This window comes from Peribacillus sp. P4_D6 (genome assembly GCF_056401795.1).
Map to the genome: position 1 here is coordinate 1 of NZ_JBFUIQ010000108.1, position 13,432 is coordinate 13,432.

Annotated in this window: 13 protein-coding genes, 1 tRNA gene, 2 rRNA genes, 1 other RNA gene and 1 other annotated feature; of the genes, 13 read left to right on the plus strand and 4 right to left on the minus strand. The window is 41.2% G+C overall.

The genetic code is table 11. From position 1 onward, the window contains the following. Nucleotides 1–127: 127 nt before the first annotated feature. Nucleotides 128–243: ribosomal RNA gene (gene rrf / locus AC1DVB_RS21275) — 5S ribosomal RNA — on the plus strand. Nucleotides 244–324: 81 nt separating this feature from the next. Here the strand turns inward: rrf and AC1DVB_RS21280 are convergent. Further along, nucleotides 325–1,290, minus strand: coding sequence for a YaaC family protein (locus AC1DVB_RS21280; protein ID WP_187050319.1), 966 nt, complete (start codon nt 1,288–1,290; stop codon nt 325–327). Between the two features lie 111 nt (nt 1,291–1,401). Here AC1DVB_RS21280 and guaB point away from each other — a divergent pair, with 111 nt between their 5' ends. From guaB to AC1DVB_RS21300, 4 genes are all read left to right on the plus strand, one after another. Then, the gene (gene guaB / locus AC1DVB_RS21285) at nt 1,402–2,865 is read left to right on the plus strand and encodes an IMP dehydrogenase (RefSeq protein ID WP_048688703.1); all 1,464 of its coding nucleotides are present in this window, start codon (nt 1,402–1,404) and stop codon (nt 2,863–2,865) included. Nucleotides 2,866–3,038: 173 nt separating this feature from the next. Further along, nucleotides 3,039–4,358 carry a D-alanyl-D-alanine carboxypeptidase family protein gene (locus AC1DVB_RS21290; RefSeq protein WP_095680065.1) on the plus strand — a complete coding sequence of 440 codons (1,320 nt, stop codon included), beginning with the start codon at nt 3,039–3,041 and terminating at the stop codon, nt 4,356–4,358. A gap of 69 nt (nt 4,359–4,427) precedes the next feature. Next, nucleotides 4,428–4,652: a binding site (T-box leader), on the plus strand. A gap of 63 nt (nt 4,653–4,715) precedes the next feature. Further along, nucleotides 4,716–5,993 carry a serine--tRNA ligase gene (gene serS / locus AC1DVB_RS21295; protein ID WP_477590827.1) on the plus strand — a complete coding sequence of 426 codons (1,278 nt, stop codon included), beginning with the start codon at nt 4,716–4,718 and terminating at the stop codon, nt 5,991–5,993. A 132-nt stretch (nt 5,994–6,125) separates the two neighbouring features. Continuing rightward, nucleotides 6,126–6,218: transfer RNA gene (locus tag AC1DVB_RS21300), tRNA-Ser, on the plus strand. A gap of 121 nt (nt 6,219–6,339) precedes the next feature. On the opposite strand, the gene AC1DVB_RS21305 is transcribed toward AC1DVB_RS21300, so the two are convergent. The 3 genes from AC1DVB_RS21305 to AC1DVB_RS21315 form a co-directional block, all read right to left on the minus strand. Beyond that, complete coding sequence (locus AC1DVB_RS21305; protein WP_034316271.1) at nt 6,340–7,011, minus strand: deoxynucleoside kinase; 672 nt, start codon at nt 7,009–7,011, stop codon at nt 6,340–6,342. Further along, entirely contained in the window at nt 6,989–7,648 is a 660-nt protein-coding gene (locus AC1DVB_RS21310; protein WP_063589582.1) for a deoxynucleoside kinase, read from the minus strand. The genes AC1DVB_RS21305 and AC1DVB_RS21310 overlap by 23 nt, the downstream gene beginning before the upstream one ends. 175 nt (nt 7,649–7,823) lie before the next feature. Next, nucleotides 7,824–8,369: a cysteine hydrolase family protein gene (locus AC1DVB_RS21315; RefSeq protein ID WP_230135022.1), complete on the minus strand. Its 546-nt coding sequence runs from the start codon at nt 8,367–8,369 to the stop codon at nt 7,824–7,826. A gap of 133 nt (nt 8,370–8,502) precedes the next feature. On the opposite strand from AC1DVB_RS21315, the gene tadA reads away from it, so the two are divergent. The 8 genes from tadA to AC1DVB_RS21355 all read left to right on the plus strand — a co-directional run. Continuing rightward, entirely contained in the window at nt 8,503–9,009 is a 507-nt protein-coding gene (tadA, locus tag AC1DVB_RS21320; protein ID WP_258832574.1) for a tRNA adenosine(34) deaminase TadA, read from the plus strand. A 147-nt stretch (nt 9,010–9,156) separates the two neighbouring features. Continuing rightward, nucleotides 9,157–9,421: signal recognition particle sRNA large type (ffs, locus tag AC1DVB_RS21325), an RNA gene on the plus strand. Between the two features lie 184 nt (nt 9,422–9,605). Beyond that, the gene (dnaX, locus tag AC1DVB_RS21330; RefSeq protein ID WP_230135024.1) at nt 9,606–11,294 is read left to right on the plus strand and encodes a DNA polymerase III subunit gamma/tau; all 1,689 of its coding nucleotides are present in this window, start codon (nt 9,606–9,608) and stop codon (nt 11,292–11,294) included. A gap of 21 nt (nt 11,295–11,315) precedes the next feature. Continuing rightward, the gene (locus AC1DVB_RS21335; RefSeq protein ID WP_048688709.1) at nt 11,316–11,633 is read left to right on the plus strand and encodes a YbaB/EbfC family nucleoid-associated protein; all 318 of its coding nucleotides are present in this window, start codon (nt 11,316–11,318) and stop codon (nt 11,631–11,633) included. A 60-nt stretch (nt 11,634–11,693) separates the two neighbouring features. Further along, on the plus strand, nt 11,694–12,290 hold the full coding sequence (recR, locus tag AC1DVB_RS21340; protein WP_034316264.1) for a recombination mediator RecR: 597 nt from the start codon (nt 11,694–11,696) through the stop codon (nt 12,288–12,290). Between the two features lie 20 nt (nt 12,291–12,310). Next, the gene (locus AC1DVB_RS21345; RefSeq protein ID WP_034316261.1) at nt 12,311–12,529 is read left to right on the plus strand and encodes a YaaL family protein; all 219 of its coding nucleotides are present in this window, start codon (nt 12,311–12,313) and stop codon (nt 12,527–12,529) included. A gap of 104 nt (nt 12,530–12,633) precedes the next feature. Next, a complete protein-coding gene (locus AC1DVB_RS21350; RefSeq protein ID WP_370019689.1) occupies nt 12,634–12,903 on the plus strand; it encodes a pro-sigmaK processing inhibitor BofA family protein in 270 nt (89 codons plus the stop codon). A gap of 343 nt (nt 12,904–13,246) precedes the next feature. After that, a 16S ribosomal RNA gene (locus AC1DVB_RS21355) occupies nt 13,247–13,432 on the plus strand; the annotation flags it as partial.

The window sequence follows — 13,432 nt, forward strand, 5'->3', positions numbered from 1 at the left end:
CAGAGGTGGAAGCATGGTGACATGTGGAGCTGACTGATACTAATAGATCGAGGACTTAACCAACGCTTTTTAAAAAATGAAATACCTTCTTATTATCTAGTTTTGAAGGAACAACGTTCCTTTTATGTTTGGTGGCGATAGCGAAGAGGTCACACCCGTTCCCATTCCGAACACGGCAGTTAAGCTCTTCAGCGCCGATGGTAGTTGGGGGTTTCCCCCTGTGAGAGTAGGACGCCGCCAAGCCATTTAAAAAGATCAGCCATCCGGCTGGTCTCTTTTTGTCGTTTCAGGTCAGATCATTTCACCAATAGGGTGTTGGAAGGATCAGATGTGGAACCTTTCCGACTTAATCCATTCAAATATTAAAAATGGCACCTTAGCTTGGCTTATTTTAAGGAATTGCACAATGCAAGGGTAATCGTCATTAGGCATGGTTTTCATCAGCTCTGCCCACCATTCTGTTTCATAACGAGCTATTATGCTAAGGTTATAAGAAATCAAATAATGAATCAAAAGTTCAGGTAATGAAAAAGCGGACGAATCTTTATTCAGAGATAGCATGAATTGACCTTCTTCCAAATTATACCGTATTGGAGATGTGGCATTATGAATGGGAACTCCCTCTGTTTTTAAATGCAGTGTTCCGGGAGCTTCCGAAATACTGTAAATTTGATTCGTTTTAGCTTTCAAAAATTCCTCCAATCGACTGCTGGACATTTGATAGCTATCCAATATGGTTGAAGGCAATTGAAAACCATTGGGAGAGGGTAGCAGGGCGACGAAATTTTTCTTGGAAATGGACCATGTAAAGTTTTGCATATCCGGGATTTCTTTCATAAGTGTACCCATGGAAAACTTTTCACCTTCCAGATGCTTGATATGAAATAATTTCTCGGCGATGCAGGTGAAAAGTCCATTTTTTTGCGTTTTTACTTCATCCTTCAGAAATTCATATTGTTGCTTTTTCTTTTTCCTCGTAGTTACCCCATGGGCAAGCATCGAAGTTGATTCCGGATAGTTAGGATCAATCGTGAGCAGACAAGCCTTTAATAATTGGGCAAATCCATAAAATGTAAGGATTGGCTGAATGGATAGCGGTGCAATGGCTGCCTGATTATAATAAGTTTTAGCATGTTCAAGATGGTAAATAAATGGATAACAATTATCATAACTTTTGATTTCCGCTTCTGCTATTTTTTCTTGTGTGTAACATTTTTGTAAAAAAAGTTGAGAGGAAGATGCGGAAAAAAAAGGTGTATATTTATCGAAATTATCATTGTTTTCAGGCATTGCAGCTGTCCTCCGAATTAATAGAATAATCAAACATTTTTTTCTCTTCTTGACAGTAGTATGTCCTATTGATAACCTACAAATAATATTTTTAAGCAGGAGGGGAAAATAATGTGGGAAAATAAATTTGCAAAAGAAGGTTTAACCTTTGATGATGTCCTATTAATTCCAGCGAAATCAGAGGTTTTGCCGAAAGATGTCAACCTTCAAGTCAACTTAGCTGAAAACTTAAAGCTCAACCTTCCTATCATCAGTGCAGGAATGGATACCGTGACGGAAGCAGAGATGGCGATTGCCATGGCTCGTCAAGGCGGATTGGGTATCATTCATAAAAATATGTCCATTGAAGCACAAGCTGAACTGGTGGATAAAGTAAAACGTTCAGAAAGCGGTGTAATTACCGATCCATTTTTCTTGACGCCAGATCACCAGGTATTCGATGCAGAGCATTTAATGGGTAAATATCGCATTTCGGGTGTTCCTGTAGTCAACAATATTGAGGATCAAAAACTTGTGGGTATCATTACAAACCGTGATTTGCGATTTATTTCCGATTTTTCCTTGAAGATTTCCAGTGTCATGACTGTTGAGAATCTCGTCACAGCACCAGTAGGAACTAACTTGGAACAAGCAGAGAAGATTCTTCAAAAGTATAAAATCGAAAAGCTTCCTCTTGTAGACGATAATGGAGTTCTTAAAGGACTTATTACGATCAAGGATATCGAGAAAGTCATTGAGTTCCCGAATTCGGCGAAAGATAAGCAAGGGAGATTGCTTGCAGGTGCTGCAGTCGGAGTCACTAAGGATACAATGAAGCGTGTTGAAATGCTTGTTAAGTCCCATGTCGATGCAATTGTACTTGATACTGCTCACGGTCATTCAGAAGGCGTCCTTGAAATGGTGAAGGAAATCCGCGCGACTTATCCTGAATTGACGATCATTGCCGGTAATGTGGCAACAGCTGAAGGGACGAAAGCATTGATTGAAGCGGGAGCCGATGTAGTGAAAGTGGGAATCGGACCAGGGTCAATCTGTACGACAAGGGTTGTAGCCGGTGTAGGTGTTCCACAAATCACGGCAGTCTTCGATTGTGCAACAGAAGCAAGAAAGCATGGTAAAACGATTATCGCTGATGGCGGAATTAAATATTCAGGAGATATCGTTAAAGCCTTGGCTGCAGGCGGACATGCAGTAATGCTTGGCAGTATGCTTGCAGGTGTAACTGAAAGCCCTGGCGAAACGGAAATTTTCCAAGGTCGCCGTTTTAAAGTGTATCGGGGTATGGGATCTGTTGCTGCAATGGAAAAAGGATCTAAAGATCGTTACTTCCAGGAAGATAACAAGAAATTCGTTCCGGAAGGCATCGAAGGGCGCCTTCCATACAAAGGACCTCTATCAGATACCATTTTCCAACTGATTGGCGGCATTCGTTCAGGTATGGGATATTGCGGTACAGCCACATTGGAAGAGTTGAGAGAAAACTCTCAATTTGTCAAAATGACCGGTGCCGGATTAAGGGAGAGCCATCCTCATGATGTCCAAATCACTAAAGAAGCACCGAACTACTCAATGTAATGAATTTAACATATAATCGTCATTAAAATTTATTGTTAAAATAGACAGAGTCTGCGATTACTCTGTCTATTTTTTTTATTTTTTCTGTGATAAACTAGACAAGGTGTCAAGGGATTTACATAAAGTTTCTTCTTTGTTATAGAGATTAGCTTAAAAGTTGGAGGTATTGGAAATTGAAAAAAATCAGCAAGATAACCCTCATTTTCACTTTTGTTTTTGTTCTTGTTATGTCGCAATTTGCCTATCAACCGGGGGAAGCTGTTGCTGAATCTGATAATTTAGGTTTAAAAGCAGAGGCAGCCATCATAATCGATGGTGAAACGGGACAAATCGTGTATGAAAAAAATGCCGATAAAGTATTAGGGATTGCATCCATGTCTAAAATGATGACCGAGTACATCATAATGGAGTCAATTGAAAATGGGAAAATCAGTTGGGATCAAAAAGTAAAAATAAATAAATATGTACATGACCTTTCAAAAGCACCCAATTTGTCGAATGTTGGGTTAACGGAAGGTGAAGATTATACAGTTAAGGAACTATATCAAGCTATGGCCGTCTATTCAGGAAATGCGGCAACAGTAGCTTTAGCACAGCTAGTTTCCGGAAGTGAAAAGAGCTTCGTTAAGTTAATGAACGAAAAAGCAAAGGAATTAGGCTTGAAACATCATAAATTCGTTAACGCCAGCGGGTTGAATAACTCCGATTTATTAGGGCAATATCCTTCAGGTGATGAAGATGATGAAAATATCATGACAGCAAAAGATACTGCACTTCTTGCTTATCGTTTAATAAATGATTATCCGGAAGTTTTAAAAATCGCCAGCATTCCTAAATTGAAGTTCCGTGATGGAAAAGAATATCCGAACTTCAACTGGATGCTGCCTGGCCTGATTTTTGAATATAAAGGCGTAGACGGACTAAAGACGGGATCTACCGACTTTGCCGGTTATGGCCATACAGGGACGGTTATCCGGGATGGTCAGCGCTATATCACGGTGGTCATGAAGTCCACTAATAAAAACGAACGTTTTGCAGATAGCACTAAGCTTATGAATTATGCTTATGCAACATTTAAAAAGGAAAAAGTCCTTCCAGCCAACTACCAGGTGAAAGGGAAAGAAACACTTTCAGTAGTGAAAGGCAAGGAAAAAGACGTTAAGATTCAATCTGAAAAAGCAATCGAGCTACTTGTTGAAAATGGTGGGAAAGACAACTATAAAACAGACTTAGTGATCGATAAAAACAAATTGAATGATGATGGTAAGCTGACTGCACCAATCAAAAAAGGTGAAAAGCTAGGCTACATCACAGTCACTCCTAAAAAAGGAGAAGATTACGGGTACATCAACGGCGATCCAGTTAAGGTTAACGTCGTAGCTGCCGAATCCGTTGAAAAGGCAAACTGGTTCGTATTATCAATGCGGGCGGTCGGCGGATTCTTTGGAGACGTTTGGAGCAGTGTGGCTTCCACTGTTAAAGGCTGGTTTTAAGTTTACTGTATAAAACGGTTGCGTAATGTATAAAATTATAGTACATTATGGAAAACAATTTGATTATATAAGAAAGCAATGACAGGAAATAGTAACAAGTATTTCTTACTACAGAGAGCCGATGGCTGGTGGAAATCGGTGTGAGAGTTTTGTGAATCCCTCCTGGAGCAGAGTATGGAAAGCCTTTTGGGCCAGTAAATACTTTCGGTTAAAAGCCGTTATCGTGATAAGTGGTAGGCGTTTTTCATAGGCCTTCAACTAGGGTGGCAACGCGGGTTAACTCTCGTCCCTTCTTCAGGGGACGGGAGTTTTTTGCGTTCTTTGATAAATCATCAAAAACATTAAGGAGGAACTGAAATGTTGGATTTGAAATATGTAAGAAATAATTTTGAAGAAGTGAAGCGTGTATTGCAATTCAGAGGTGAAGATTTAACTGATTTAGGCAAATTCGAGGAACTGGATGTAAAGCGCCGGACCTTGATTGCTGAAACGGAAAAGTTGAAAAGCCAAAGAAATGAAGTTTCACAGCAAGTGGCCATATTGAAACGGGAGAAAAAAGATGCAGATCAGTTGATTGCGGAAATGCGTGAAGTCGGTGACCGTATAAAAGGTTTCGATGATGAGCTTCGTGAAGTGGAAGCACAATTAGAAACATTACTTCTTTCCATTCCTAATATACCTCATGAAAGCGTGCCTGTTGGTGAGACGGAAGACGATAATGTCGAAATCCGTAAATGGGGGGAGCTACCTGAATTCAAGTTTGAACCGAAACCACACTGGGATGTAGCTGGAGATCTAGGCATCCTGGATTTTGAACGGGCAGCAAAAGTGACCGGAAGCCGATTTGTATTTTATCGGGGTCTTGGTGCTCGATTAGAGCGTGCACTAATTAGCTTTATGTTAGACCTTCATGTTGAGGAACACGGATATGAAGAARTGCTGCCACCATATATGGTGAACCGTGCAAGCATGACCGGGACAGGTCAATTGCCAAAATTCGAAGAGGATGCTTTCCGTATTGAAAGTGATGATTACTTCTTGATTCCTACAGCTGAAGTGCCGGTGACAAATTTCCATCGTGATGAAATCATGAGCACGGACGATCTGCCGATTAGCTATGCGGCATACAGTGCTTCATTCCGTTCAGAGGCAGGATCTGCGGGTCGTGATACGCGAGGGCTAATTCGTCAGCACCAGTTCAATAAAGTTGAACTAGTGAAGTTCGTGAAGCCGGAAGATTCCTATGCAGAGTTGGAAAATCTCACAGGTCATGCCGAAAAGGTCCTCCAATTGCTGGGTCTTCCATACCGAGTGCTAAGCATGTGTACAGGAGATCTTGGTTTCACAGCTGCTAAAAAGTATGATATCGAGGTTTGGATCCCGAGCTATGGAACGTACCGCGAAATTTCTTCTTGCAGTAACTTTGAAGCATTCCAGGCTAGACGGGCCAATATTCGCTTCAGACGTGATGCAAAAGGCAAACCGGAACACGTCCATACCCTAAATGGATCAGGTTTGGCAATCGGCCGTACAGTCGCTGCCCTTTTGGAGAATTACCAGCAGGAAGATGGCAGTGTTATCATTCCTGAAGTATTACGTCCATATATGCGCGGTGCGGAAGTCATTAAACCGTAAGTCAAAGGGAATCAGCTTCTGGTTAAAGAGGCTGATTCCCCTTTTTATCAAAGTTTGAAAATTATTTTAAAAAAACTTTATAGAGGGCTTGACTTTGATTTTGATTCCATGTAATATAATAAATGTTGATACGGAGGTATACCCAAGTCCGGCTGAAGGGATCGGTCTTGAAAACCGACAGGGGAGTCAAATCCCGCGGGGGTTCGAATCCCTCTACCTCCTCCATAACTTATTAATAACCACAGCGCATAAATTGGATATCGATGAATTCCGTTACAGTTATGTAACGGAATTTTTGTTTTCTAATATATTAAAAAACCACCGGATAACCGGTGGTTTTTCTGTTTTACACATTTCGCAACAACTTGGTTTGCTCCATATATTCGGCAATCCGTTTTATAAGAGGTTCGATACTTGCTTCATCCTGCATAAGATCATATTCGTTTATATTTAATCGAAGGACAGGGCAGGCGTTGAATTGATCGATCCATTCTTCGTAACGGCCGTGCATTTCCTGCCAATATTCAATTGGGGTATGCTGTTCCATTGGACGGCCGCGCTCCTGGATCCGGTTGAGGATATCGTCGAGCGAACCTTCGAGATAGATAAGTAAATCAGGGTGCGGGAAGTATGGCGTCATTACCATGGCATTGAAAAGGCTTGTATACGTTTCGTAGTCCACGTCATTCATCGTGCCTTTTTCATAATGCATTTTTGCAAATATCCCGGTGTCTTCATAAATGGAACGGTCTTGGATAAAACCGCCGCCATATTCGAAGATTTTTTTTTGCTCTTTAAAACGTTCAGCGAGGAAATAGATTTGCAGGTGGAAACTCCAACGATTAAAATCATCGTAAAACTTATCCAGGTAGGGGTTCGTATCAACCTTCTCAAATGATGTCCTGAATTGAAGGGCATCGGCTAACGCATTGGTCATGGTCGATTTTCCTACGCCAACCGTCCCTGCTATCGTAATGACGGCGTTGTTTGGAATATTATATTTCTTTCGTAAGTTCATTTGACTTTACTCCTTTGTGCAGGGCATTCTCTATTTGGCTGATTATCGTTTTCAAATCATCCTTGTTCCCGACAAAATCCAGCTCATCTCCGTTGAATGTAAGAACAGGGATGTCAGGGTGCTGTTTCTCGAATGTTTCCATGAATGTTCGATAATCCGCGGATAACTGCTCTAAATAAATGGAGGATATATTTTCTTCGATTTCACGACCTCTTTTACCGATTCGGGAGAGAAGAGTATCAAGGCTTGCGTTTAAATAAATCACCATATTAGGTTCAGGCATATCCCGTGTTAAAATATTGAATATCTCAAGGTATTTATTGTATTGTTCGTTCTTTAACGTTCTTTCAGCAAATATCAAGTTCTTGAATATATGATAATCAGCCACTACGGCTTGGTCATTAGTAAGATACTTTTTTTCGATATCTTCCAATTGTTTATAACGGTTACACAGAAAAAACATTTCTGTTTGAAAGCTCCACTCATCAATATCTTTATAGAATTTCCCGAGAAATGGATTTTCATCGACAATTTCCCTTAATAATGAAATTTGAAAATGATCTGCGATAACTTTTGCGAGTGATGTTTTTCCCACGCCGATTGGACCTTCGACAGTGATAAATGGGGTGGATTTCATCCAATCTGTCCTCCTTCATGAGGTATCAAGCTAAAATTCCCGGTCATAGGATTTTCGCCAAGAGATATTGTATCACAGACTTGGGACTTTAGTGACATTTTTGTCAGGTTGATAAAGAAAGAGACTGAAAGAGTGTTAATTGGGGAGGTATATAGATTAATGCCTTGTTGAATGCTTACATGTCTTCACCTTGTTTTATGGATGCCTTGAGAACATGGTTCATCATTTTTAATGCGTAATGATTATCTTCCTTTGATGCAGAAGCAATGCAATCCTTCGGAATCCATAATTTATATTCCCGCATATAGGCATCATTGGCCGTGAATAGCACGCAGATGTTGCCAGCTATGCCAGTAATGATCAGGGTATCCACGTTTAATCGTTTAAGCAGTGTATTGAGTGCCGTCCCATAAAATGCAGAATGCTTCGGCTTGATGAGAAAAAATTCGTCCTGTTGAGGTTTTATTCTTTCGATTAATGAGGCATTACCTTCATTTTTACATTTATCAATGATTTTATCGAAGTCAGCCTGCCATAAATCATAATGATCATTGATATAAACGATTGGAAAACCTTTTTCTTTCATTTGCTTCTTTAATTTCAAGATCGGATCGACGATAAGTTTCGTATGTGCAAGGAGCATATTCCCGTATTTGAAGTCAAAGTCATTGATCATATCAATGATAAGCAATGCAAAGGAAGGCGATTCAGGTCGATTCATGGTATATCCTCCTGTATTGTGAGAATTTACTTGCAGCACATATGTTGAATGCGTTACTATTCACAAGTAGTATGACCTTTATTTTGTCTTATATTTGTCTGTTTACTCCTATTTAATATGAGGGGGTTTTTTTTTGAAGGATGATGTTCATTACATGAATTTAGCCTTAGAGGAAGCAAAAAAGGCGCGGCAATTGAATGAAGTGCCGATTGGCGCTTTAATCGTAATTGATGATCAAGTTATTTCGACGGGGCATAACCTGAGGGAAACGGAACAGAATGCGACGGCACACGCGGAGCTCCTTGCAATCAATGAGGCTTGCCGTGCTACTGGCAGTTGGCGTCTTGAAGATGCGACATTATATGTAACGCTGGAACCTTGCCCGATGTGTGCCGGTGCCATCTTGCAATCAAGGGTGAAAAGGGTTGTTTTCGGAGCGCATGATCCAAAGGCTGGCTGTGCAGGCACATTCATGGATTTACTTCGAGATGAACGCTTTAACCATCAATGTGATGTAACCAGCGGTGTATTGGGGGAAGAGTGCGGCTGGATTTTGACTTCTTTTTTTAAAGAGCTAAGGGATAGAAAGAAAACGTTGAAAAGAGAGCAGGCACTCAAAATTGCCGAGGAAAATAAATAAGTGAAAAACGAATGTTGAAGATGAATCTTTGCTTCATTTGATAAATTTGGAATTGAACTGTCCAAGAACAACACTTGCGTTTTTTTTGTTACCTTAGTATAATGAATTATGCGTCGTAATGACGCTGTGAAATTGGTATTACTTTTGCCGTGCTAGACGGGGAGGTAGCGGTGCCCTGTACTCGCAATCCGCTCTAGCGAGGTTGAATCCCTTCTCGAGGTTAGCATTCTGTAGGGCCTGCCTTAAGTAAGTGGTGTTGACGCCCGGGTCCTGCGCAATGGGACTCCATGAACCATGTCAGGTCCGGAAGGAAGCAGCATTAAGTGGAAGTTCTCATGTGCCGCAGGGTTGCCTGGGCCGAGCTAACTGCTTAAGTAACGCTTATGGTTGCTAATCGACAGAAGGTGCACGGCAGTTATTTTACATAAACAAAAAACTCATTCGTATCGGGTGGGTTTTTTTTTATGCCAAGAAGGTAAAGTACTTGGTATTTTTGAAAAAAAATGAGGCAATGATGAAATTTCATTTTAGACTTTGATATTAAGGAAATCAGTAATGTATAATAAACAAGATGGAGAAAAGAAGGAGGGATTTCCGTGGGGTATCAAGCATTATACCGGGTATGGCGGCCGCAACAATTCATTGATGTAGTCGGACAGGAACATGTGACGAAAACGTTGCAGAATGCTTTGGTCGGGCAAAAGGTTTCACATGCCTATTTATTTTCCGGTCCACGTGGAACAGGGAAAACAAGTGCTGCCAAAATTCTAGCAAAAGCAGTGAATTGTGAGCATGCACCGACAAGTGAGCCCTGTAACGAATGTGCTACCTGCCGCGGAATCACCGATGGCTCCATATCAGATGTTATAGAAATTGATGCAGCATCCAATAATGGTGTCGAGGAAATCCGTGACATTCGTGATAAGGTCAAATATGCACCTAACGCGGTTACATATAAAGTTTATATCATTGATGAGGTACATATGCTTTCACAAGGGGCGTTCAATGCGCTTTTAAAGACATTGGAAGAACCTCCGAAGCACGTGATTTTCATATTGGCGACGACTGAGCCTCATAAGATTCCACTAACGATCATTTCCCGTTGCCAAAGGTTTGATTTTAAACGGATCCAGCCTCAAGATATAGTTGGCCGGATGTCACAAATCATTGCAGAAACAGGTGTTTCTTGTGATGAACAAGCCCTGCATATCATTGCGAGGGCAGCCGAAGGCGGGATGCGGGATGCACTAAGCCTTCTTGATCAAGCGATATCCTTCAGTTCGGAGACGGTTTCAGTGGAAGATGCATTGACTGTAACCGGATCTGTTTCGCAAGCGTTTTTAAGCCGGCTGGCAAAAGCTATATATGATAAAGAAGTAGCGGTGGCACTTGAAGTCCTTGAAGAATTGCTGGCCATGGGAAAAGACCCGGCTAGGTTCATAGAAGACATGATTTATTACTTCCGTGACATGCTTTTGTTTCAAACGGCACCGGCACTGGCAGAATCCTTCGAGCGTGTTTTGATAGATCCCCAATTCAAGGAATTGGCAGAAGTAATTTCTTCTGAATCGATTTACTCCATAATTGAAAGCTTCAATCAAACACAGCAGGATATGAAATGGACAAATCATCCAAGGATTTTCCTTGAGGTGGCACTTGTCAAGTTATGTAATGAGCAAAGGCCATATCAAATTGATAACGGGCAGCTTCAACAGCTGCAGCAGAAAATAGAAGATTTAGAGAAGAAATTACTCGAAATGCAGAAAAACGGCATTCCGGCAGCCATGGCAGAAAAACCTGCAGAGCAGGCTAAGGCGCAAAGGGCCGTTAAAAAGTCATATAAAGCACCTGCCGGAAAGATCAATCAAGTTTTGAAACAAGCTACAAAGCCAGGTCTTAATGCTGTGAAAAGTAAGTGGGGGGAAGTGCTTGAACAGTTAGGTCTGCAAAACCAAAAGTCATTGGCAGCTTTATTAACGGAGGCAGAACCTGTTGCTGCGTCAACTGAAGCTTTTGTGGTAAAATTCAAATATGATATTCATTGTCAAATGGCAATGGAAAATAACCGTTTCGTGGAAGTGATAGCCTCGATCATGCAGCAATTGACCGGACACCGAATGGAGATAGCTGGAGTTCCGGAAAGCCAGTGGCAAAGGTTGCGGGAGGACTTCATCTCAACACAGCAGTTCGACGGTCCAGAAGAAACGGAATCAAAAGAAGAAGACCCCTTTATAGCAGAGGCTAGAAAATTAGTCGGCGATGATTTACTTGAAATTAAAGAATAATTGGAGGTAAGGAAAATGGGTATGCGCGGCGGTAATATGCAGAACATGATGAAACAAATGCAAAAGATGCAAAAGAAGATGGCAGAGGCACAAGAAGAATTAGGTGAAAAAAGGGTTGAAGGAACTGCCGGCGGCGGAATGGTAACGGTCATCGTGACTGGACATAAAGAAATAGTCGATGTAGTCATCAAACCGGAAGTTGTCGATCCGGATGATATCGATATGCTTCAGGATTTAGTGTTGGCTGCCACTAACGATGCTTTGAAAAAGGCGGAAGAAATGACAAACCAAACGATGGGACAATTCACTAAGGGAATGAACCTTCCGGGTATGTTTTAAGCAAGTTCAAAAGAAACTTCCTTTCAGGGGGTTTCTTTTGAAATTTTTAGGAGGAATTCGATGCATTATCCAGAACCAATTTCCAAGCTCATTGACAGTTTTATGAAATTGCCGGGGATTGGTCCTAAAACGGCTGCTCGATTAGCCTTTCATGTATTAAGCATGAAGGAAGATACTGTTTTGGATTTTGCAAAAGCACTTGTTAATGCTAAGCGGAATCTTATGTATTGCTCAGTCTGTGGTCATATTACAGATCAAGATCCCTGCTATATTTGCGAAGATCAAAAGAGGGACAGAAGTTTGATCTGTGTGGTTCAGGACCCGAAAGATGTTATAGCTATGGAAAAGATGAGAGAGTTCAATGGTTTATACCATGTACTGCATGGCAGTATTTCCCCGATGGACGGAATCGGTCCGGAAGATATAAATATTCCTGATTTATTAAAGCGCCTGCAAGATGAAACAGTGCTGGAGGTAATTTTGGCCACTAATCCTAACATTGAAGGTGAAGCGACAGCCATGTATATTTCCCGGTTGCTTAGACCATCAGGCATCAAAGTGACCCGAATTGCCCACGGACTTCCTGTTGGCGGAGATTTGGAGTATGCGGATGAAGTGACGCTATCAAAAGCAATAGAAGGAAGAAGAGAAATATAAGATAGCTGGGAGGACTTCACTTGTTCTTTCGTAAAAAAAAGAAACTTCGGAATGAATTCAATGATTCATTAATCGAAGAGCTTGAACAATTGAAATGGAATTGGCATAATCAAAAATCATTACTTGAAAAAAGCGTTGATCCATCTGAGGAAGTAATCGCCCAAACGAGACTGGCGGAAGTGAAATATTTCTACTTATTCAGGGAAGTTAAAAGAAGGAATGTTCGCTTAAAAAGATGATAAGGAAATGGCTGTGAAGGATTGTTTGTTCCTCATGGCCATTTTTTTCGGTTCTTAATCCAGCGTTTCCTTCATATAAGTTTAGTACAAKCTTGCGGGGAGGAATGAGTTTGGAACCAGTTGTCTTTGTTGCCATAGTTGGCGGCTTGATTTTAATGCTCCTCATTATCGGGGCCCCATTAAGACCTGTCCGATTCATAGGGCAGGGCATTATAAAGGTCATTATCGGTGCAGCATTTTTGTTCTTTTTGAATACACTTGGGAATCAGGCGGGCATTCATGTCCCAATCAACCCTGTTACCTCGGCAGTCGCCGGCCTGCTTGGAATACCGGGAGTTGCCGCATTGGCGGCCATTGGTTATTGGATCATTTAAAGGATTGTGTGTCGAAGTCATCTTATGAAAACCTCATGGATATTTCCTTGGGGTTTTTATCATGCTATAGTTTTTTTAAAAAAAACTAATTTAACCATTGACGATTATTGATCAACCTGATAATATATTAGGAGTCGCCAATAACGACATCATACATTGCTTAACCAAAAAACAATATGAAAATAATTGTTGACATCAGGTTTTGTAAATGGTAAGATAATAAAGTCGCTTACGAAGTAACGACGATAAATCGCTCTTTGAAAACTGAACAGAACAAAGCGCCAACGTTAAATTTTAAGTGAGCACACACTATCAAAAAAAGCAAATGAGCAAGTCAAACATTTCTTCGGAGAGTTTGATCCTGGCTCAGGACGAACGCTGGCGGCGTGCCTAATACATGCAAGTCGAGCGAATCGATGGGAGCTTGCTCCCTGAGATTAGCGGCGGACGGGTGAGTAACACGTGGGCAACCTGCCTATAAGACTGGGATAACTTCGGGAAACCGGAGCTAATACCGGATACGTTCTTT

Coding starts and splice junctions, on each gene's coding strand:
- AC1DVB_RS21350 (WP_370019689.1), top strand. CDS start 12,634: ATGAGTTTGGAACCAGTTGTCTTTGTTGCCATAGTTGGCGGCTTGATT.
- recR (WP_034316264.1), top strand. CDS start 11,694: ATGCATTATCCAGAACCAATTTCCAAGCTCATTGACAGTTTTATGAAA.
- AC1DVB_RS21335 (WP_048688709.1), top strand. CDS start 11,316: ATGCGCGGCGGTAATATGCAGAACATGATGAAACAAATGCAAAAGATG.
- AC1DVB_RS21315 (WP_230135022.1), bottom strand. CDS start 8,369: ATGAATCGACCTGAATCGCCTTCCTTTGCATTGCTTATCATTGATATG.
- guaB (WP_048688703.1), top strand. CDS start 1,402: ATGTGGGAAAATAAATTTGCAAAAGAAGGTTTAACCTTTGATGATGTC.
- AC1DVB_RS21305 (WP_034316271.1), bottom strand. CDS start 7,011: ATGAACTTACGAAAGAAATATAATATTCCAAACAACGCCGTCATTACG.
- AC1DVB_RS21310 (WP_063589582.1), bottom strand. CDS start 7,648: ATGAAATCCACCCCATTTATCACTGTCGAAGGTCCAATCGGCGTGGGA.
- AC1DVB_RS21280 (WP_187050319.1), bottom strand. CDS start 1,290: ATGCCTGAAAACAATGATAATTTCGATAAATATACACCTTTTTTTTCC.